At 70.9% G+C, this 21456-nt stretch carries 14 protein-coding genes and 1 pseudogene; 10 read left to right on the forward strand and 5 right to left on the reverse strand.

All coding sequences use genetic code 11. The annotated features are described in order from the left end of the window. The first annotated feature begins 121 nt into the window (after positions 1–121). The 3 genes from AB0D14_RS01495 to AB0D14_RS01505 all read left to right on the forward strand — a co-directional run bounded on the left by AB0D14_RS01495 (position 122) and on the right by AB0D14_RS01505 (position 4839). A complete protein-coding gene (locus AB0D14_RS01495) occupies positions 122–919 on the forward strand; it encodes an SAM-dependent methyltransferase (RefSeq protein ID WP_362772984.1) in 798 nt (265 codons plus the stop codon). Positions 920–952: 33 nt separating this feature from the next. After that, entirely contained in the window at positions 953–3217 is a 2265-nt protein-coding gene (locus tag AB0D14_RS01500; RefSeq protein WP_362772987.1) for an ATP-dependent RecD-like DNA helicase, read from the forward strand. 332 nt (positions 3218–3549) lie between these two features. Beyond that, the gene (locus AB0D14_RS01505; RefSeq protein ID WP_362772990.1) at positions 3550–4839 is read left to right on the forward strand and encodes a citrate synthase; all 1290 of its coding nucleotides are present in this window, start codon (positions 3550–3552) and stop codon (positions 4837–4839) included. Positions 4840–5504: 665 nt separating this feature from the next. Here AB0D14_RS01505 and AB0D14_RS01510 read toward each other — a convergent pair. Together AB0D14_RS01510 and AB0D14_RS01515 are read right to left on the reverse strand one after the other, a co-directional pair. Beyond that, a complete protein-coding gene (locus AB0D14_RS01510; protein ID WP_362772993.1) occupies positions 5505–7808 on the reverse strand; it encodes a heavy metal translocating P-type ATPase in 2304 nt (767 codons plus the stop codon). 9 nt (positions 7809–7817) lie between these two features. Beyond that, complete coding sequence (locus tag AB0D14_RS01515) at positions 7818–8057, reverse strand: heavy-metal-associated domain-containing protein (protein ID WP_362772996.1); 240 nt, start codon at positions 8055–8057, stop codon at positions 7818–7820. A gap of 210 nt (positions 8058–8267) precedes the next feature. Here AB0D14_RS01515 and AB0D14_RS01520 point away from each other — a divergent pair, with 210 nt between their 5' ends. Further along, the gene (locus AB0D14_RS01520) at positions 8268–9302 is read left to right on the forward strand and encodes an alcohol dehydrogenase catalytic domain-containing protein (protein WP_362773169.1); all 1035 of its coding nucleotides are present in this window, start codon (positions 8268–8270) and stop codon (positions 9300–9302) included. 146 nt (positions 9303–9448) lie between these two features. On the opposite strand, the gene AB0D14_RS01525 is transcribed toward AB0D14_RS01520, so the two are convergent. Together AB0D14_RS01525 and AB0D14_RS01530 are read right to left on the reverse strand one after the other, a co-directional pair. Next, complete coding sequence (locus AB0D14_RS01525; protein WP_362772999.1) at positions 9449–9649, reverse strand: MerR family transcriptional regulator; 201 nt, start codon at positions 9647–9649, stop codon at positions 9449–9451. 367 nt (positions 9650–10016) lie between these two features. Further along, positions 10017–10958 carry a sugar phosphate isomerase/epimerase gene (locus AB0D14_RS01530; protein WP_362773001.1) on the reverse strand — a complete coding sequence of 314 codons (942 nt, stop codon included), beginning with the start codon at positions 10956–10958 and terminating at the stop codon, positions 10017–10019. A 226-nt stretch (positions 10959–11184) separates the two neighbouring features. On the opposite strand from AB0D14_RS01530, the pseudogene AB0D14_RS01535 reads away from it, so the two are divergent. The 5 genes and pseudogenes from AB0D14_RS01535 to AB0D14_RS01555 form a co-directional block, all read left to right on the forward strand. Beyond that, positions 11185–11369 (forward strand): annotated as a pseudogene (locus AB0D14_RS01535) (5-deoxy-glucuronate isomerase); the annotation flags it as partial. A 224-nt stretch (positions 11370–11593) separates the two neighbouring features. After that, on the forward strand, positions 11594–13489 hold the full coding sequence (iolD, locus tag AB0D14_RS01540) for a 3D-(3,5/4)-trihydroxycyclohexane-1,2-dione acylhydrolase (decyclizing) (RefSeq protein WP_362773004.1): 1896 nt from the start codon (positions 11594–11596) through the stop codon (positions 13487–13489). Positions 13490–13503: 14 nt separating this feature from the next. Further along, complete coding sequence (gene mmsA, locus AB0D14_RS01545) at positions 13504–15042, forward strand: CoA-acylating methylmalonate-semialdehyde dehydrogenase (RefSeq protein ID WP_362773007.1); 1539 nt, start codon at positions 13504–13506, stop codon at positions 15040–15042. Between the two features lie 154 nt (positions 15043–15196). Next, positions 15197–18004, forward strand: coding sequence for an alpha/beta fold hydrolase (locus AB0D14_RS01550; protein WP_362773010.1), 2808 nt, complete (start codon positions 15197–15199; stop codon positions 18002–18004). After that, positions 18001–18864: an ABC transporter permease gene (locus tag AB0D14_RS01555; protein ID WP_362773012.1), complete on the forward strand. Its 864-nt coding sequence runs from the start codon at positions 18001–18003 to the stop codon at positions 18862–18864. Before AB0D14_RS01550 ends, AB0D14_RS01555 begins: the two co-directional genes overlap by 4 nt. Positions 18865–18929: 65 nt before the next feature. Here AB0D14_RS01555 and AB0D14_RS01560 read toward each other — a convergent pair whose 3' ends face one another. Beyond that, complete coding sequence (locus AB0D14_RS01560; RefSeq protein WP_362773015.1) at positions 18930–19745, reverse strand: squalene/phytoene synthase family protein; 816 nt, start codon at positions 19743–19745, stop codon at positions 18930–18932. Between the two features lie 303 nt (positions 19746–20048). Between AB0D14_RS01560 and AB0D14_RS01565 the strand changes: the two genes are divergently transcribed. Next, on the forward strand, positions 20049–21452 hold the full coding sequence (locus AB0D14_RS01565; protein ID WP_362773018.1) for an EF-hand domain-containing protein: 1404 nt from the start codon (positions 20049–20051) through the stop codon (positions 21450–21452). Positions 21453–21456 lie beyond the last annotated feature (4 nt).

Raw genomic sequence — 21456 nt, forward strand, 5'->3', positions numbered from 1 at the left:
CATCCTCCGTGGCCATGCCGCTGGATAGGCAACTGCGTGTGCCCGCACAGGAGTTGATATGGGATGCTGCCGTCAGCCGTTCGCAGGCAAGAGGCCGTGCGGTGGTCGAGAGGAGTGCAGCGTGAGTCAGGACGGCTTCCGTGCCGAGGGGATCGACACCAGCAGGCCGCACCCTGCGCGGATCTACGACTACCTGCTGGGCGGCAAGGACAACTACGAGGTGGACCAGAAGGCCGGCGACGAACTCGCCGGCGTCGCACCCGAGGTGTGGATATCCGTGCGGGCCAACCGGGCCTTCATGCGGCGCGCCGTCCGGTACATCGTCGGCAGCGGCGTCCGCCAGATCCTCGACATCGGCACCGGGCTGCCCACCTCGCCGAACGTGCACGAGATCGCTCAGGAGGTGGCCCCGGACGTGCGCGTCGCGTACGTCGACAACGATCCGATCGTGAAGGTGCACGCCGACGCGCTGCTCAGCCGCTCCGGCGCGACCAGTATCGTGCTCGCCGACCTGCGCGACCCGCAGGCCATCGTGGACCACCCCGACGTCCGTCGAGTCATCGACTTCGACGAGCCGGTCGCCGTGCTCCTGGTCGCCATCTTCCACTTCCTCACCGACGCGGAGAATCCCGGGCAGGTCGTCTCCACCCTGCGCGACGCGCTGCCGAAGGGCAGTTTCCTGGTGCTCTCGCACGCCACGGGCGACTTCGCCGACCGCGGCGATGCCCAGGCCGTCTACAACAACGCGACCGCCACCATGAACCTGCGGTCCCGCGCCGAGGTCGAGCGGTTCTTCGACGGTTTCGAACTGGTCGAGCCCGGCGTGACCCAGGTCCCGTTCTGGCGCCCGGACACCCCGCCACCGGACCGATCCGGCGAGATCGGCTTCTACGGAGGCGTGGCTCGCAAGCTCGGCTGAGCCGATGTCAGACGTGGGCGGTAGCGTCGGATCATGACCAACCAGGTGGGGGACCCCGCGGGCGAGCGGCGACTCGCCACGCTCGAAGGCGTCCTGGAGCGGATCACGTACGCCAACGAGGACAACGGGTACACGGTCGCGCGGGTCGACACAGGTCGCGGCGGCGGTGATCTCCTCACGGTCGTCGGCGCGCTGCTCGGCGCCCAGGTGGGCGAGTCCCTGCGCATGGAGGGCCGTTGGGGCTCCCACCAGCAGTACGGGAAGCAGTTCACCGTCGAGAACTACACGACGGTGCTGCCCGCCACGGTGCAGGGCATCCGCCGCTATCTCGGGTCCGGCCTGGTCAAGGGCATCGGACCGGTCTTCGCCGACCGCATCACCCAGCACTTCGGGCTGGACACGCTGGACATCATCGAGGAGGAGCCGAAGAGGCTCATCGAGGTGCCCGGGCTCGGCCCCAAGCGCACCAAGAAGATCGCCGAGGCCTGGGAGGAGCAGAAGGCGATCAAGGAGGTCATGCTCTTCCTCCAGACCGTCGAGGTGTCCACGTCCATCGCAGTCCGTATCTACAAGAAGTACGGCGACGCGTCGATCTCGGTCGTCAAGAACCAGCCCTACCGCCTCGCGTCCGACGTCTGGGGCATCGGCTTCCTCACCGCCGACAAGATCGCCCAGTCCGTGGGCATCCCGCACGACAGCCCGGAGCGGGTGAAAGCCGGCCTCCAGTACGCCCTTTCGCAGTCCAGCGACCAGGGCAACTGCTTCCTTCCGGAGGAGCGGCTGATCGCGGACGCGGTGAAACTGCTCCAGGTGGACACGGGCCTGGTCATCGAGTGCCTGGGGGAGCTGGCGGCGCCGGGGGAGGAGGGCGAGGAGCCGGGTGTCGTCCGGGAGCGGGTGCCGGGCCAGGACGGCGGGGAACCTGTGACGGCCATCTACCTCGTCCCCTTCCACCGGGCCGAACTGTCCCTGTCCGCGCAGCTGTTGCGGCTCCTGCGTACCGGTGAGGACCGGATGCCCGCGTTCCGGGACGTGACGTGGGACAAGGCCCTGGCCTGGCTCAGGGGGCGTACGGGGACGGAGCTGGCCCCCGAGCAGGAGCAGGCCGTCCGGCTCGCCCTCACCGAGAAGGTCGCGGTGCTCACGGGCGGGCCCGGCTGCGGCAAGTCCTTCACGGTCCGGTCGATCGTGGAGCTGGCCAGGGCGAAGAAGGCGAAGGTGGTCCTTGCGGCGCCGACGGGCCGGGCCGCCAAACGGCTCGCCGAGCTGACCGGCGCGGAGGCCTCGACCGTGCACCGGCTTCTGGAGCTGCGGCCGGGAGGCGACGCGGCGTACGACAAGGACCGTCCGCTGGACGCCGACCTGGTGGTCGTGGACGAGGCGTCGATGCTGGACCTGCTGCTGGCCAACAAGCTGGTCAAGGCGGTGCCGCCGGGTGCGCATCTGCTCTTCGTGGGGGATGTCGACCAGCTGCCCAGCGTCGGTGCGGGTGAGGTGCTGCGGGATCTGCTGGCCGAGGGCGGGCCCGTGCCGGCGGTTCGCCTCACCCGGGTCTTCCGGCAGGCTCAGCAGTCGGGGGTGGTGATGAACGCCCACCGGATCAACGCGGGGCAGCAGCCGGTCACGGACAAGCTCGATGACTTCTTCCTCTTCGTGGAGGACGAGACGGAGGAGGCGGGGCGGCTCACGGTGGATGTGGCGGCGCGGCGTATCCCGGCCAGGTTCGGGCTCGACCCGCGCCGTGATGTGCAGGTGCTGGCTCCGATGCACCGGGGACCGGCGGGCGCGGCCGCGCTCAACGGACTGCTCCAGCAGGCCGTCACCCCGGCCCGGCCGGACCTCCCCGAGAAGCGCTTCGGCGGCCGCGTCTTCCGCGTCGGCGACAAGGTCACCCAGATCCGCAACAACTACGAGAAGGGCGAGAACGGCGTCTTCAACGGCACGGTGGGGGTGGTGACCTCGCTGAACCTCGACGATCAGCGCCTCACGGTCCTGACGGACGAGGACGAGGAGGTGCCGTACGAGTTCGACGAGCTGGATGAGCTGGCCCACGCGTATGCGGTGACGATCCACCGCTCCCAGGGGAGCGAGTATCCGGCGGTGGTCATCCCGGTCACCACGAGTGCGTGGATGATGCTGCAGCGCAATCTCCTCTACACGGCGGTCACGCGGGCGAAGAAACTGGTGGTGCTGGTCGGTTCGCGCAAGGCCATCGGACAGGCGGTCCGCACGGTCTCCGCCGGGCGGCGGTGCACGGCCCTGGACTTCCGCCTGGCAGGCGGCCGCCTACCGGACTGAGTCCACCTTCGGCCCTGAGGTCGCCTTCGGCCCTGAGTCCACCTGCGGCACCGAGGCCGCTCGCAGCGCTGAGTCCGCCCGCGGCTCCGCCGCGTGAGCGCGGCCTGCCCTCGCCGGCCGCAGCGGAAAAAATGATCGATCAAATGAGTCGGAAACGTCACACGGCACTTTCGTACGGCGGAGGAAGCGGGCAGGATGAACAGGTTGGCGGCACTCAGTGCCGCCAATAGGCCCAATGGTCGACCCCGAGTGCACTCTCCTGCGCCAAATGGGGGATGGTAGAGACAGTCAGGGCACCTCGAAGAAGAGGCACAACGTCGGTGAGGGATGACGTGAGCGACAACTCTGTAGTACTGCGGTACGGCGACGGCGAGTACACCTACCCGGTGATCGACAGCACCGTCGGCGACAAGGGCTTCGACATCGGGAAGCTCCGCGCCCAGACCGGTCTGGTGACGCTGGACAGCGGTTACGGGAATACCGCCGCCTATAAATCCGCCATCACCTATCTCGACGGTGAGCAGGGCATCCTCCGCTACCGCGGTTATCCGATCGAGCAGCTTGCCGAGAGCTCCACCTTCCTTGAGGTGGCCTCCCTGCTGATCAACGGTGAGCTGCCCACGGTCGACGAGCTCTCCACCTTCCAGACCGAGATCACGCAGCACACCCTGCTGCACGAGGACGTCAAGCGGTTCTTCCAGGGCTTCCCCCGTGACGCCCACCCGATGGCCATGCTGTCGTCGGTGGTCTCCGCGCTGTCGACGTTCTACCAGGACAGCCACAACCCGTTCGACGAGAAGCAGCGCCATCTCTCGACGATCAGGCTGCTCGCCAAGCTTCCGACGATCGCGGCGTACGCGTACAAGAAGTCGATCGGTCACCCCTTCGTCTACCCGCGCAACGACCTCGGGTACGTCGAGAACTTCCTGCGCATGACCTTCTCGGTCCCGGCGCAGGAGTACGAGCCCGACCCGGTCGTCGTCTCGGCGCTCGACAAGCTGCTCATCCTGCACGCGGACCACGAGCAGAACTGTTCGACCTCCACCGTCCGTCTGGTGGGCTCGTCGCAGGCGAACATGTTCGCCTCGATCTCCGCCGGCATCAGCGCCCTCTGGGGCCCCCTGCACGGCGGCGCCAACCAGTCCGTGCTGGAGATGCTGGAAGGCATCAAGGCCAACGGCGGCGACGTCGACTCCTTCATCCGCAAGGTGAAGAACAAGGAGGACGGCGTCCGCCTGATGGGCTTCGGCCACCGGGTGTACAAGTCCTTCGACCCGCGCGCCAAGATCATCAAGGCTGCCGCGCACGACGTCCTCTCGGCTCTCGGCAAGTCCGACGAACTGCTGGACATCGCGCTCAAGCTGGAGGAGCACGCGCTCTCCGACGACTACTTCGTCTCGCGCAACCTCTACCCGAACGTCGACTTCTACACGGGCCTGATCTACCGGGCCATGGGCTTCCCGACCGAGATGTTCACGGTCCTGTTCGCCCTCGGCCGGCTGCCGGGCTGGATCGCCCAGTGGCACGAGATGATCAAGGAGCCGGGTTCGCGCATCGGCCGCCCGCGCCAGATCTACACGGGCGTGGTCGAGCGGGACTTCGCCCCGGTCGAGGAGCGGTAGGCGCTCCGCGCGGTCGGCGGTTCTCCGGCTGCGGGCGAGCGGGGGCCGGTCGCGCGGTTCCCCGCGCCCCTCGGGGGCGCAGGCACCTCACCGGGGCCTGCGCCCCCGAGGCGAACCCAGCGCCCTGTCACAGGCAGAGCCCCACAAGGCAGCCCTCGCAAGACAGCCCCGTCAGGCAATTAAAGAAGGCGCCCCGCTGCCGGTCCCCCCACGGGCCGGAGTCGGGGCGCCTTCCATGTCCCGGTGCGGATTCCCCCCACGGGATCCGGCCGGGCGTCTGAAGGCAGCGCCTGAAACGCTGCGAGCAAAACGAGCAGAACTCGCCGTGCTCCGGTGCGGTGTGCCGGGACCCGTACGTACGGGAGGGCCGCTCAAAGCTCCCCGCTGTACGCGCCCCGGCAACGCAGTTCCGAGAACGTCCCCCAAGACGTCCCCAGATGTCAGAAACGCCCCCCAAGACGCGTCTGACATCGTCAACTTAGACTCACGAACCCCTTTGATGGTTACGTTCACAGCACTGTGACCTGCGTCTCTTGCATTTGTCCTGAAGATACACAAGAGCCCCGATACGACTATCGGGGTCCTAGCGTAAGGATGATGCGCGAGCCTTGTGAAGAGCTTATGTGAAGAGGTGTGCCGGACTCTAGGGGACTCCTACCTCTTCGTCATGAAAATGCCCTGAGACGCAGGCTGTTCGTCACCACGAACACGGAGGAGAACGCCATGGCGGCGCCCGCGATCATCGGGTTCAGCAATCCCGCCGCGGCGAGCGGAAGCGCCGCCACGTTGTAGCCGAAGGCCCACACGAGGTTTCCCTTGATCGTGGAGAGGGTCTTCCGCGACAGCCGGATCGCGTCCGAGGCCGCCCGCAGATCCCCCCGTACGAGTGTCAGGTCGCTCGCCTCGATCGCCGCGTCCGTCCCGGTGCCCATCGCGAGGCCGAGGTCGGCGGTGGCGAGCGCCGCCGCGTCGTTGACGCCGTCGCCCACCATCGCCACGGTCCGCCCCTCGGCGCGCAGCCGCCTGATCACGTCGACCTTGTCCTCCGGCAGCACCTCGGCCAGTACATCGGCCGGGTCGATGCCGACCGAGCGGGCCACGGACGCGGCGACGGCCCGGTTGTCCCCGGTCAGCAGGATCGGGGTGAGCCCCAGGGCGCGCAGCGCGCGGACCGCCTCCGCGCTGGTCTCCCTGACCGCGTCGGCGACGGTGACGACCCCGTGGGCGGCTCCGTCCCAGGCGACGGCCACGGTGGTACGCCCCTCCTCCTCGGCCCGCGTCCGGAACGCGACCAGCTCGTCGGGCAGCAGGATCCCGGCGTCCGCGAGCAGGCGGGCCCGGCCCACGAGCACCGCGTGGCCCTCGACCGTGCCGCGGACGCCGAGTCCGGGGACGTTCTCGAAGCCGTCCACGGTCGGCAGGGCCCCGATCCGTTCCTCCGCGCCCGCCGCGACGGCCCGGGCGACGGGATGCTCCGAGGCGTGCTCCAGGGCGCCCGCGAGCCGCAGTACCCGCTCCTCCTCGGTGCCGTCGGCCGCGTACACCTCCTGGAGGGTCATGCGGCCGGTCGTCACCGTTCCGGTCTTGTCCAGGACGACCGTGTCGACGCGGCGGGTGGACTCCAGGACCTCGGGGCCCTTGATGAGGATGCCGAGCTGGGCGCCGCGGCCGGTGCCGACCATGAGGGCGGTCGGGGTGGCGAGGCCCAGGGCGCACGGGCAGGCGATGATCAGCACGGCGACGGCTGCGGTGAACGCGGCGGCCGTGTCGCCGGTGACGCCGAGCCAGACCCCGAAGGTGCCGGCCGCGATCAGCAGCACGACGGGTACGAAGATCCCGGAGATCCGGTCGGCGAGGCGCTGCACCTGGGCCTTGCCGTTCTGGGCGTCCTCCACGAGCCGCGCCATCCGGGCGAGCTGGGTGCCGGCGCCGACCCGGGTCGCCTCGACGAGCAGCCGCCCGCCGGCGTTCACGGTCGCCCCCGTGACGGCCGAGCCCACCGTCACGTCCACCGGCACCGACTCGCCCGTCAGCATCGACGCGTCGACCGCCGAGGTCCCCTCGACGACGGTGCCGTCGGTGGCGACCTTCTCGCCGGGCCGTACGACGAAGCGGTCGCCCACGGCCAGCGCGGCCACCGGAACGCGGACCTCACGGCCGCCCCGTACGACGGAGACGTCCTTGGCGCCCAGTTCCATGAGGGAGCGCAGGGCGGCGCCCGCCCGGCGCTTGGAGCGGGCCTCCAGATAACGGCCGAGGAGGATGAGGGCCACGACCCCGGCGGCGACTTCGAGGTAGATCGCCGAGGAGCCCTGCGCGCGGGAGACGGTGAGGGAGAAGCCCTCGTCCCGCATGCCCTCCATTCCCGCGTCGCCCCAGAACAGCGCCCACAGGGACCAGCCGAATGCGGCCAGCGTGCCGGTCGAGATGAGCGTGTCCATGGTGGCGGCGCCGTGCCGGGCGTTCGTGAACGCCGCCCGGTGGAAGGGCAGTCCGCCCCAGACGACGACCGGCGCGGCGAGCGTCAGCGCGAGCCACTGCCAGTTGTCGAACTGGAGCGCCGGAATCATCGAGAGCAGGACGACGGGGGTGGCGAGGAGCGCGGTGACGACGAGGCGTTCGCGCAGCGCGGCCAGCTCGGTGTCGTGCTTGTCGGCCGCCCGGTCCGTGCCGGACCCGCTCTCGTCGCCTGCGGGGCCGGGGGGCGGTGGCGGCGGGGGTTCCTCGGCCGTGTAGCCCGTCTTCACCACGGTGGCGATCAGGTCGTCGACCCGCACCCCGTCCGCGTACGAGACCTTCGCCTTCTCCGTCGCGTAGTTCACCGTGGCGGTGACACCGTCCATGCGGTTGAGCTTCTTCTCCACCCGGGCCGCGCAGGAGGCGCAGGTCATCCCGCCGATGGTCAGCTCGACCTGCGCTGGCGCGTCGGTCCCGGTGGTAGCTGCGGTCGCTGCGGTGGTGCTGGTCATGTCCGTGCGTCAGGCCTTGCCGGCGAGCTCGAAGCCAGCCTCGTCGACGGCGGCGCGCACGGCCTCCTCGTCGAGCGGGGCGGCGGAGACCACGGTCACCTCGCCGGTGGAGGCGACGGCCTTCACCGAGGTGACACCGGCGATCTCGGAGATCTCGCCGGAGACCGATCCCTCACAGTGGCCGCAGCTCATCCCGCTCACCTGGTAGACGCTGGTGACGGAGCCGGGGGTGTCGGCCTGGGCGTTCATGTCGTTGCTCCTCGTCGAGACGTATGAGGGTGCGTGTGCGGCGCCCATGGGCGCGTACGGATGCGTACGGGTGCGTTGTGCCGTGGGGTGTGTGTGGCCCACGGGCTTTCACAGTACCCAGACTATACCCCTAGGGGGTACACCTAGCAGAAGGGGTCGCGATGCACCCTTCGGTCTACGGCGGTGATCGACGACGGAAGGGCGAAGGACATGCGGGCAGTGGTGTTCGAGCGGTACGGGGAGCAGGCCGACGTGCGGGAGGTACCGGACCCGGCGCCCGCGCCGCACGGGGTGGTGGTGCGGGTCGAGGCCACCGGACTGTGCCGCAGCGACTGGCACGGCTGGCAGGGCCACGATCCGGACATCACGCTGCCGCACGTGCCCGGACACGAACTCGCCGGAACCGTCGAGGCGGTGGGCGGCCTGGTGACCCGCCACCGCCCCGGCGACCGCGTCACGGTGCCCTTCGTCTGCGCCTGCGGAAGCTGCGCCTCCTGCGCGGCGGGCGACCAGCAGGTGTGCGAGCGGCAGACCCAGCCGGGGTTCACGCACTGGGGATCCTTCGCCGAGTACGTCGCCCTGGACCACGCCGACGTGAACCTCGTCGCCGTGCCGGACGAGCTGTCCTTCGGGACGTCGGCCTCACTGGGCTGCCGGTTCGCCACGGCGTTCCGCGCGGTGGTGGCGCAGGGGCGGGCGGCGCCGGGGGAGTGGGTGGCCGTGTACGGCTGCGGAGGCGTCGGGCTGTCCGCCGTGATGATCGCCGCGGCCGCCGGGGCGCGGGTCGTCGCGGTCGACCTCTCGCCGCGGGCGCTGGACCTGGCACGGCGGTTCGGCGCCGCGCACTGTGTGGACGCGTCACGGGCCGACGACGCGGCGGCGGCGGTCCGGGACCTGACCGGCGGCGGAGCCCATCTCTCGCTCGACGCCCTCGGCTCACCGGTCACCTGTGCGGCGTCGGTCGGCAGCCTGCGCCGCCGCGGCCGGCACGTCCAGGTGGGCCTGCTGCCCGAGGATCCCGCGGTACCGATGTCCCGCGTGATCGGACTCGAACTCGAACTCCTCGGCAGCCACGGGATGCCCGCGCACGCCTACCCGCCGATGCTGGAGGCCGTACGGGCCGGGCTGTTGCGCCCCGACCTCCTGGTGACGTCCACGATTCCCCTGGAGGCGGCGCCCGCCGCGCTGGCGGCGATGGGGGCGGCGCCGGGAGCGGGCGTCACGATCGTCGAACCCTGGGCGTGAAGGTCACGAACCCGGCCACCGCGGGCGGACATGGCGGTGGGCCCCGCACGGTGGTCGTACGGGACCCATGCTCGAAACGGACGGTCGACGGGACGGAAGGACGGAGGGACGGAGGAGCGGAGGGGGGTGGGGGCGCCCGGGGGTGGTCAGCCGCCCCGGCGGCCTCTGTTGCCGGGCCTGGCGGCGACCCAGGTGCGGACGGTGTCGGCGTACCAGTAAGGCTTGCCGCCCTCCACGTGGTCGGGCGGGGGCAGCAGTCCGTGTTTGCGGTAGGACCGCACCGTGTCCGGCTGCACCTTGATGTGCGCCGCGATCTCTTTGTACGACCAGAGCCTTTGGTCGGTCATGAGTAGCACCTCCCCGCGCGCGCCGCGGCGCGGCCGGGGGCGGCCGTCGGGGGAGCCGGGCACTGCGCTGGCGATCACAATCCTGTGCTCGGTGAACGACACAGCGTGACGGTGCGGTAGGGCCTGTCGCGCGGGTGTGACGCAAGAGCCGCGTACGCGGGACATGTGTGACAGGGAGAGGTCTTTTGTGACACGAGTGACGCATACGCACCGGACGTCTTACGTACCGGACGCCTTGCGCACCGGACGTCTTACGTGCCGGAGGGGCCGACGACCACTCAGGGGGCGCGCCTGCGGGGCGCCCCCTGAGGGCGCGAGCCCCCACAGCCCCGCAGACGGGAACGCCCCTCCGTGCCGGGCCCGGCGCCTACGCCCCGCAGGAGCGGAGGAACTTCCGGGTCCGCTGGGCGATCGGAAACGGCTTGTCCGGCGGGCAGGGGTACATGTCCTGCTCGACGATGGCGAACAGCTCCACGTCCAGCCGCTGCGCCGCGGCGAGCACGGGCTCCAGCGCCGGCACTCCGGCCGGCGGCTCGACCATCACGCCCCGGCCCACCGCGGGCCCGAACGGCACCTCGTTCGCCCGTACGTCGGCGAGGATCTCCGGATCCACCTGCTTGAGGTGCAGGTACCCGATCCGCTCCCCGTACGTCTCGATGAGCTTGACGCTGTCGCCGCCGCAGTAGGCGTAGTGACCGGTGTCCAGGCACAGCGACACGAGCGACGAGTCCGTGCCGTCGAGGAAACGCGTCACGTTCTCCTCGCTGTCGATGTGGGTGTCCGCGTGCGGGTGAACGACGATTTTCAGCCCGTAGCGCTCGCGCACCTCGTGCCCGAGCCGTTCGGTCTGGCTGGTGAGGTGGCGCCACTGCTCGGGGGTGAGCGTGTCGGACTCCAGCACCTGGCCCGTCTTGTCGTCGCGCCAGAACGACGGGATGACGACAAGGTGCTCGGCGCCCATCGCCTGCGTGAGCGCGGCGATGTCCGCGACATGTGACCAGGTGGCGTCCCACACGTCAGGGCCGTGGTGCAGGCCGGTGAAGACCGTGCCGGCCGAGACCTGCAGGTTCCGGCGCGCGGTCTCGTCCGCGAGGACGGCCGGCTCGCTCGGCAGGTAGCCGTACGGGCCCAGCTCGATCCACTCGTATCCGGACTCGGCGACCTCGTCGAGGAAGCGCTGCCAGGGGACCTGCTGGGGATCGTCGGGGAACCACACGCCCCAGGAGTCGGGCGCCGAACCGATCCGGATGCGCGACAGTGAGGACGCAGGTGATGACTGGGGCGATGACTGGGGTGGCAACGACGTCATGGGCGTCAGCTTCGGGGCGGCCGGGGAGAGGTGTCAAGGCCTGGTCCGAATGTCCGGACAACCAATTGACAGGGCTCTGTCGGCGCGGCTAGACCTGGGGCCAACCGATTGCGAAGGGAACTCGATGACATGGCCCGTGTCGTGGAGAGACCTCCGCCCTTCCGGCCGTTCTGCTCGGCGGCGATGCCGTGGCGGCGGTTGTACGGTGCGCGCAGAGGGGAATAAAGAGGGCAAAGTGTTTGAACTCCCGGGCAGGGACAGTGCGTTCGCCGAAGCCACCGACTTCGCGTACGCCCCCGTGACGCCCGGGCACAGATCGCCTCCGGCGCGGAAGTCCGCTTCGCCCTGGCAGGAGCGAAGTGCGAGCGACGACTCCCCGCCCGCTACGGCTCCGCGCCGGAGGTTCCCGTCACCGGATGTGCGCGACGGGCACGCCGGGCGCGACCGACGCGCCAGTCACGACGGCCGCGCCAGTCACGACCGGCACGACAGGCGCGACGGATTGGTGGGCGGGCCGTAGAACGGATTGGTGGGCGGGCCGTAGAGACGTAAGGCCCGTTCAGACGTATGACGTGGCGGATCAGCTTCGACCCGTGATTCCACCCGTGCCACGTAGAGAACGCAGAGGGCTACCGATGACAGAGCCGACGTCAACGACGACAAGGCTGACGGTCGCGCAGGCGCTGGTGCGCTTTCTCGCCGCCCAGTACACCGAGCGCGACGGCGTACGGCGCCGCCTGATCAACGCCACCTGGGGCATCTTCGGCCACGGCAACGTCGCCGGGCTCGGGCAGGCGCTCCTGGAGTACGGCGGCGACATGCCGTACCACCAGGGCCGTAACGAGCAGTCCATGGTGCACGCGGCCGTCGGCTACGCGCGCCAGTCCAACCGCCTTTCCGTGCAGGCCGTCACCACGTCCGTCGGTCCCGGCGCCACCAACCTCGTCACCGGTGCCGCCCTCGCCACGATCAACCACCTCCCCGTGCTCCTCCTCCCCGGTGACGTCTTCGCGACCCGCCCCGCGGACCCGGTCCTCCAGCAGCTCGAAGTCGCGTACGCGGGCGATGTGTCGGTCAACGACTGCCTGCGCCCGGTGTCGAAGTACTTCGACCGGATCACCCGGCCCGAGGCCCTGATCCCGGCCGCCCTCCAGGCGATGCGCGTGCTCGCCGACCCCCTCGACACGGGCGCCGTCACGCTCGCGCTCCCGCAGGACGTGCAGGCGGAGGCCTTCGACTGGCCCGGCGAGTTCTTCGCCGAGCGCGTCTGGGCCGTACGCCGTCCGGTCGCCGACCCCGAGGAACTGGCCGCCGCGGTACGGGCCGTACGGGCCGCCCGGCGCCCCCTGCTCGTCGCGGGCGGCGGAGTCCACCACAGCGAGGCCGAGGACGCGCTCAGGGAGTTCGCCGACCTCACCCGTATCCCGGTGGCCTCCACACAGGCCGGCAAGGGCTCGCTCGCCTGGGACCACCCGGCGGACGTGGGCGGCATCGGGCACACCGGCACGGCGACCGCCTGCGAACTCGCCCGCACCGCCGACCTGGTGATCGGGGTCGGCACCCGCTACACCGACTTCACCACCGCCTCCGGCACCCTGTTCAGCGCCCAGGGCGTCCGCTTCCTGAACGTCAACATCGCCTCCTTCGACGGGCACAAGCTCGCCGGGCAGCCCCTGGTCGCAGACGCGCGCACGGCACTGGAAGCCCTCACCGCGGCCCTCGCCCCGCGCGGCCACCGCGCCGAACCCGCGTACGTCACCGAGTACACCGACGACAAGGAGCGCTGGGAGTACCGCGTCGACGCGGCGTACGAGGCGGAGGACCCCGACACCCGGCCCACCCAGCCACAGGTCCTCGGCGTGCTCGACGAACTGGTCACCGGCGACGACATCATCATCAACGCGGCCGGATCCCTCCCCGGCGACCTGCACAAACTCTGGCGCGCCCGGTCCCGCGACCAGTACCACGTCGAGTACGGCTACTCCTGCATGGGCTACGAGATCCCGGCCGCGATCGGCGTACGGCTGGCGGCCCCGGACCGGCCCGTGTGGGCGCTGGTCGGCGACGGCACGTATCTGATGATGCCGACCGAGATCGTCACCGCCGTGCAGGAGGGGATCGCGATCAAGGTCGTGATCCTGCAGAACCACGGATACGCCTCCATCGGCGGACTCTCCGAGACGGTCGGCGGCGAGCGGTTCGCCACCGCCTACCGCCACCGGGCCGAGGACGGTACGTACACGGGGCGCCCGCTGCCCGTCGACCTGGCCGCCAACGCGGCGAGCCTCGGTATGCGGGTCCTGCGCGCGAAGACCGTGAGCGACCTGCGGGCGGCCCTCGCCGAGGCACGGGCCGCCGACACTCCCACTTGTGTCTACGTGGAGACCGAAACGGCAGACACAGTGTCGGGCGCGCCCCCGGCGCAGGCCTGGTGGGATGTTCCTGTGGCCGAGACCTCGACCCGACCGTCGGCGGTCAAGGCGCGCGAGCTGTACGAACGGCTGGCCGCCACCCGGCGCCGCCATCTGTGAAGGAGTTCTCAGGCATGACGACTGGCACGACGACTGACACGACGTCCGGCACGACGAAGATCGTCAACCACTGGATCGGCGGCAAGGCCGTCGAAGGCACGTCGGGTTCGTACGGGCCGGTCACCGACCCCGCGACCGGCGCGGTCACCACGAAGGTTGCCTTCGCGAGCGTCGACGAGGTCGACGCCGCGGTCGCCGCCGCGAAGGGCGCCTACGCGACCTGGGGCACCGCCTCGCTCGCCAAGCGGTCCACGATCCTTTTCAGGTTCCGCGCGCTGCTCGACGCCCACCGCGACGAGATCGCCGAGTTGATCACCGCCGAGCACGGCAAGGTGCACTCGGACGCGCTCGGCGAGGTCGCGCGCGGCCTGGAGATCGTCGACCTGGCGTGCGGGATCACCGTGCAGCTGAAGGGCGAGCTGTCGACCGAGGTGGCCTCCCGGGTCGACGTGGCCTCGATCCGCCAGCCGCTCGGTGTCGTCGCGGGCATCACGCCGTTCAACTTCCCGGCGATGGTGCCGATGTGGATGTTCCCGCTGGCCATCGCGTGCGGCAACACCTTCGTACTGAAGCCGAGCGAGAAGGACCCGTCGGCGTCCCTGAAACTCGCCGAGCTGCTCGCGGAGGCGGGCCTGCCGGACGGCGTCTTCAACGTCGTCAACGGGGACAAGGTCGCCGTCGACCGCCTCCTCGAACACCCGGACGTCAAGGCGGTCTCCTTCGTCGGCTCGACCCCGATCGCCCGCCACATCCACACCACCGCCTCCGCCAACGGCAAGCGGGTCCAGGCCCTCGGCGGGGCCAAGAACCACATGCTGGTCCTCCCGGACGCCGACCTGGACGCGGCGGCGGACGCGGCCGTCTCCGCCGCCTACGGTTCGGCGGGCGAGCGCTGCATGGCCATCTCGGCCGTCGTCGCGGTCGGCGCGGTCGGTGACGAGCTGGTCGGCAAGATCCGCGAGCGCGCCGCGAAGATCAAGATCGGCCCCGGCAACGACCCGGCCTCCGAGATGGGCCCGCTGATCACCGCCGCCCACCGCGACAAGGTCGCCTCGTACGTGACGGGCGCCGCCGCCCAGGGCTCCGAGGTCGTTCTGGACGGAACCGGCCTCACGGTCGAGGGCCATGAGGACGGCCACTGGATCGGGCTCTCGCTGCTCGACAGGGTGCCGGTCGACTCGGACGCCTACCGGGACGAGATCTTCGGCCCGGTGCTGTGCGTGCTGCGCGTCGACACCTACGACGAGGGTGTCGCCCTCATCAACGCCTCGCCCTTCGGCAACGGCACCGCGATCTTCACCCGGGACGGTGGCGCGGCCCGCCGCTTCCAGCTGGAGATCGAGGCGGGCATGGTCGGCGTGAACGTGCCGATCCCGGTCCCGGTGGGCTACCACTCCTTCGGAGGCTGGAAGGACTCCCTCTTCGGGGACCACCACATCTACGGCAACGACGGCACGCACTTCTACACCCGGGGCAAGGTCGTCACGACCCGCTGGCCGGACCCGTCGGAGGCCCCGGCGGGCGTCGACCTCGGGTTCCCCCGCAACCACTGAGGCCGCCCCCGGCCGACGACGGAACCGACCGGACTCTCCTTCCGGTGTACAGCGGACGCGGTACACCGGGAGGGTCACGTACGCCGCAGGGAGGTTGCGGGGTTCCGACCGGTGGCTGCAGCGGTTGTCGGTGACCGCCCGTACCGTGGGGGGCATGGATCTTCGAATGCCCGCGGCGCCAGCGCCGCGACGGTGGTTGCGAGGGCCGCGACGGTGGATCGCCGCCGCGGCCGTCGTCGTCGTGCTCGCCGGCGCCGGGACCTGGACCGCGGCCGCCTCCGACGGGACACCCGCGGTGCACCGCGCCGACCGGGTTCTCCCCACGGCGGACGGGGTGAAGATCGACACGTCGTACTTCACCTCCGGCTCCTCCGGTTCCTCCGCGCGTCGGCCCGCCGTGCTGCTGACGCACGGCTTCGGCGGCAGCAAGGACGACGTACGCGCGCAGGCGGAGGACCTCGCCCGCGACGGGTACGCGGTGCTGACCTGGTCGTCGCGCAGTTTCGGCAGATCCACGGGCAAGATCGGCCTGAACGACCCGAAGGGCGAGGTCGCCGACGTCTCCCGGCTGATCGACTGGCTCGCCGAGCGTCCCGAGGTCGAACTGGACAAGGACGGCGACCCCCGGGTCGGCGTCACCGGTGCCTCGTACGGCGGCGCGGTCTCGCTCCTCGCGGCCGGTTACGACCAGCGGGTCGACGCCATAGCCCCGGCGATCACCTACTGGAACCTCGCGGACGCGCTGTTCCCGAACGGCGTCCTCAAGAAGCTGTGGGCCGGGATGTTCATAAACTCCGGTGGCGGCTGCACCACGTTCGAGGCCCGGCTGTGCGAGATGTACGAGCGGGTCGCCGAGTCCGGAAAGCCCGACGCGAAGGCCGTGCAGCTGCTGGAGGAGCGCAGCCCCTCCGCCGTCGGCGACCGCATCAAGGTGCCCACGCTCATCACGCAGGGCCAGACCGACTCGCTCTTCCCGCTCGACCATGCCGACAAGATCGCCAAAGCCGTCCGGGCCAACGGCGCCCCGGTGGACGTCGACTGGATCGCCGGCGGACACGACGGCGGCGACCTGGAGGCTGACCGCGTGCACGCACGCGTGAACTCCTGGTTCGACCGCTACCTGAAGGACGACCGGCACGCCGACACGGGGCCCGCGTTCCGGGTCACCCGCACCGGTGGCATCGACTCGACCGACGGCGGTGCCCAGTTGCGGGGCGCCGACGGGGACACCTATCCGGGCCTGACCGGCGGCGACCGCAAGGTGGCGCTGAGCGGGCGCGAGCAGAAGTTCTCCAACCCGGCGGGTGCCAGTCCGCCCGGCGTCTCGGCCCTCCCCGGTCTCGGCGGCGCCGGCGGCCTCTCCCAGCTGTCCTCGCTCGGCGTCGGCGTGTCGCTCGACTTCCCCGGGCAGTTCGCGCGGTTCGAGTCCAAGGCCGTGACCAAGGACCTGCGGATCACCGGTTCGCCCACCGTGACGGTGAACGTGAAGTCGACGACCGGCGAGGCCGTGCTCTTCGGCAAGGTGTACGACGTCGGGCCCGGCGGCCGGCAGCGGGTCCTGCCGTCCCAGCTGGTCGCCCCGGTCCGGGTCGCGACCGGCGACAACGGCAAGGACGTCCGGCTCGCCCTGCCCGCCATCGACCACGAGGTGCGGGACGGCCACCGGCTGCGCCTGGTCCTCGCCTCCACCGACCTCGGCTACGCGTCCCCGATGACCCCGGCCACGTACACGGTCTCGCTGAAGAGCGACCTCGCCGTGCCGACCGCGCCCGGCGTGACGACCGAGGCCGCGACGCTGCCCGCCTGGGTGTGGTGGCTGCCGGCCGGCGGCGCGCTGCTCGCACTGGCCCTGCTGGTGACGGGCCGCCGCCGGACCGCCGTGGCCCCGCCCGACCCCGCGCTCGCCGAAGTCCCGCTGCAGATCACGGACCTGAGCAAGCGGTACGCGAAGTCGGCGGACCGGTACGCGGTACGGGACGTGTCGTTCCGTGTGGAGAAGGGGCAGGTCCTCGGTCTGCTCGGGCCCAACGGCGCGGGCAAGACCACGACCCTGCGCATGCTCATGGGCCTCATCAAGCCCGACGGCGGCGAGATCCGTGTCTTCGGGCACGCGATCCGGCCGGGCGCGCCGGTCCTCTCCCGGGTCGGCGCCTTCGTGGAGGGCGCGGGCTTCCTTCCGCACCTGTCCGGCCGGGAGAACCTGGACCTGTACTGGCAGGCCACCGGGCGCCCGTCCGAGGACGCCCATCTGGAGGAGGCGCTGGAGATCGCGGGCCTCGGGGACGCACTGGCCCGCGCGGTCCGCACGTACTCCCAGGGCATGCGGCAGCGCCTCGCCATCGCCCAGGCGATGCTCGGCCTTCCGGACCTGCTGATCCTCGACGAACCGACGAACGGTCTGGACCCGCCCCAGATCCGTGAGATGCGCGAGGTCATGATCCGTTACGCCGCGGCCGGCCGTACGGTCATCGTGTCCAGCCACCTCCTCGCCGAGGTCGAGCAGTCCTGCACGCACCTGGTCGTCATGGACCGGGGCCGGCTCGTCCAGGCCGGCCCGGTCCACGAGATCATCGGCTCGGGCGACACCCTCCTCGTCGGCCTCGCGGCCGACATCGCGGACCCGCTGGTGGAGAAGGTGGCGGCACTGCCGGGCGTCGAGTCCGCGGTACGGACGGACGGCGGACTGCTGGTACGGCTGACGGCAACCGTGCTCACCCCCGTGTCCGCTGCCGTGCCCGCCTCCGTATCCGCTGCCGTGCCCGGCACCGTGCCCGCCACCGCGGACGAAGCGGCCTCCGGCACGGCCGTGCCCGCCGTCGACGACTCCGTGGCCGTCGACGACTCCGCGGCGGCCGCCCGGCTCCTCGTGGAGCTGGTCCGGCTCGAAGTGCCGGTGGCCTCCCTCGGCGCCCACCGTCGCCTGGAGGACGCGTTCCTGACCCTGATCGGAGGCTCCGCGTGAGCACACTTGTAGAGCGTGCCGAGGTGGCGGACGGCTACCGGGCCGGGCGGACGCTGCCGCTGCGGGTCGAGCTGATGCGTCAGCTGAAGCGGCGCCGCACGCTGGTCATGGGGGCGATCCTCGCCGCCCTGCCCTTCGTGCTGGCCGTGGCCTTCGCGATCGGCGGCCAGCCGGACGGCCGCGAGGGCCGGGTCACTCTCATGGACACGGCGACGGCGTCGGGCGCCAACTTCGCCGCGACGAACCTCTTCGTCTCCGCGGGCTTCCTGCTGGTCGTCCCCGTGGCGCTGTTCTGCGGAGACACCATCGCCTCGGAGGCGAGCTGGTCCTCCCTGCGCTACCTCCTCGCGGCACCCGTACCGAGGGCCCGCCTCCTGTGGTCCAAGCTCGTGGTCGCGCTCGGTCTGAGTCTCGCCGCGATGGTGCTGCTGCCGGTCGTCGCGCTGGTGGTGGGCTCGGCCGCGTACGGCTGGGGCCCGCTGGAGATCCCGACCGGCGGCACCCTGTCCGCGGGCACGGCGGCCCAGCGTCTGGTGGTCGTGATCGCGTTCATCTTCGCGTCCCAACTGGTCACCGCGGGGCTCGCGTTCTGGCTCTCGACGAAGACCGACGCCCCGTTGGGCGCGGTGGGAGGCGCGGTCGGCCTGACGATCGTGGGAAACGTGCTGGACGCGGTCACCGCCCTCGGGGACTGGCGCCACTTCCTGCCCGCGCACTGGCAGTTCGCCTGGGCCGACGCGGTACAGCCCACCCCGGAGTGGGGCGGCATGATCCAGGGCACGGCGGTCTCCGTCACGTACGCGATGGTGCTGTTCGCCCTGGCCTTCCGCGGTTTCGCCCGCAAGGACGTGGTGTCGTAGACGCCTGGTAACGGCCGCGGTACGGGCTCTTGGGACACCATCGACCGGGCGGCAGCCCTCGACGGTTAGGCGTCCTGTACGGGGACGGCGTACTGGACGGCGAGGCGGGTGATGGTCGCCCTGTCCAGAGCGGTTCCCTCCTTGAGGGCGGCGAGGGTGGTGTCGCAGATGTCGAGGGTGAGTGAGCAGAAGTCCTTGATGGGACCCGCGGGGATGGAATCGGTGTAGGAACGCGCCGCGGGCAGGTGGCGGTGCGCGTAGCGGCTCATGTCGTCGGCGGACCAGCCGGGCGGGAAGAAGTCGACGCCGCGGGTGAGGTCGTCGTCGTGGTTCCAGGCCACGTTCGCGGCCTGTACCGCGCGGCCGAAGGCCGCGGCACCGGACTGCGACGTGACGATCCCGGCGTGCCGGGCCCACAGGTCGGACAGCGTGATGCCGATGGAACCGGCCACCGCGAAGGTGTACCGGTCGAGGCCGGCCTCGTCGTGGATACGGAAGCCTGCCTCGACCCAGTCCGCCATGCGGTCGGCGAGCGCTGCCAGGGAGTCCCACAGGCGCGGCGCCACGTCAGGCGGGAGGAGGAGAGCCCACTCGTGGAAGCGGTGCGTGACCGGGGGCAGTTGTGCGTGGTGGGGCTGGAAGAGCGCGTCGACGTCGTCCGGAGTGAAGGTCTCCTGCTGGAGGAGGCGGCTCGCGCCGCGCAGCAGGCGGACCTTGGAGCGGCGCGGCAGGTCAGGGTGGTCCTCGATCTCGTCGAGGGCGCGGTTGGCGAGGTAGTAGACCGCGACGGTGTCTCTCAGTTCCCCGTCCAAGCACATGATCGGGAGGAAGAACGTCCTGCTCGTGCTCTTCAGGGTTTCCATGATGTGCGGGTCGATCATGACCGTCCATTGCGTGCGTGCGTGCGTGCGTGCGTGTGACCGTGCGTCCGTGGCGTGGCGTGGCGTCGTCGTAGGCAAGCCCGGTCTACCCGGGAGATTTTGTTCGCAAGCGCTCAGCCAGCCGTAAAAGGGAATTCGAGGACGGCTTCACTCGATGGGGTTGTACGGGGCGGAAGTCGACATCTTCACGTTTGCGGCGTTCCGCGAGTAGGGAGTCTGCGTCTGGCACCGCAACAGCGCGGCCGCGAATGTGCCAGGAGGCACTGCGTGAGTGAACATCCCCAACACCCTCCCGCTCAGGGAATGCCCGAACTGCCCGGCCCCGGCTCCCTGTGCTGGAGGTTACTGGGGCAAAGGCGCATGCTGCTCGTCACCGGGCGGGCCCTGGTCCTGGAGGCCGCCCTGCCCGCCGGGGGCGCGGCCCTGACCCAGCACTCCACGTACCGCACCCGTCCGCTGCGCCGCCTCGAACTCACCCTGGACAGCCTGCAACGCCTCACTTACGGCGACGAGAACACCCGCGAGAAGGAATTCGCGCGCATCCGCCGCCTGCACCGGCACATCAACGGCATCGACGAACAGGGCCGCCCCTACAGCGGACTGCACGACGAGAGCCGACTCTGGATCGCTCTCACGCTCTTCGACGCGATGGTGGAGATGGAGCGCCTCGGCGGCAGGCCGCTGTCCGCGGCCGCCGAGGCGCAGTTGTGGAACGAGTGGCGGACGATCACCGTCTGCTTCGGCATCGCCGACAGTGCCGTACCCCGCGATCTGGCGGCCTGCCGCGCGCACTGGAACTCCGTGATCGCCGAAGAGCTGGAGGACAACCCGGAGGTCCGCCACCTCCTGGGCACCCTCTACGCCACCGTGCCCGCGCCGGACTGGCTCGCCCGGTGCCCGCAGCCGCTGTGGCACTTCGCCCGGACCGTCGCCGGGTCCGTCATGGGCTCGGTGCTGCGGGCCGATCTCCCGGTCGCGTACCGCAGGCGGCTCGCGCTCCGGGCGGGCCGCCGCGACCGGGCCGTGTCGTGGCTGGTGCACCGCACCGGCCGCTGGGTCCTGGCCGGACAGCCCACCCGTCTGCGGTACCTCCCGCTGGCGGCATCGGCCCTGGAGGGTGGCCCGCTCGAACCGCGCACGGCTCGCCGCCCCCTGCCCAAGCCGCGCCGGGCCGCCGGGCTCTCCCGCCCCACCCGGGTGGCCGCCTTCTTCGACGACGTCCTCGACCAGACCGGCGACGGCTTCATCACCCGGGAGGATCTGTACGCGACGGCCCGCGGCGTGTGCTGGCCGCTCGACCTGACCGACCGCGCGGAACAGTGTGTCTACGACGCCTTCGACACCTGGTGGACACAGTTGTCCGCACTCGACACGGACGGCGACGGCCGCGTCTCCCGGGCCGAGTTCGTCACCGGAACGCTGCCGGTCGGGGGCCACGCGTCACCGTACGTACAAGACGGACTGCTTCCGGCCATGGAGGCGGTCTTCGACGCGGCGGACGGCGACGGCAGCGGTCACCTGGACATGACCGAGTACCGAAGGATCTTCGGCCCGAAGCTCCACCCCGCCGACCTCAGCCGGGCGTTCCACGAGCTCGACAGTGACGGGGACGGGCAGGTCACGAAGGCCGAGTTCCTCGACGCCCTGGCCCAGTTCTTCACCGTCCGCGCGGACTTCGAGGCGGGCGCGCGGCTGTTCGGCCGCTGAGAGG

Origin of the sequence: Streptomyces sp. NPDC048484, assembly GCF_040651415.1 — a bacterium.
Classification (GTDB): domain Bacteria; phylum Actinomycetota; class Actinomycetes; order Streptomycetales; family Streptomycetaceae; genus Streptomyces.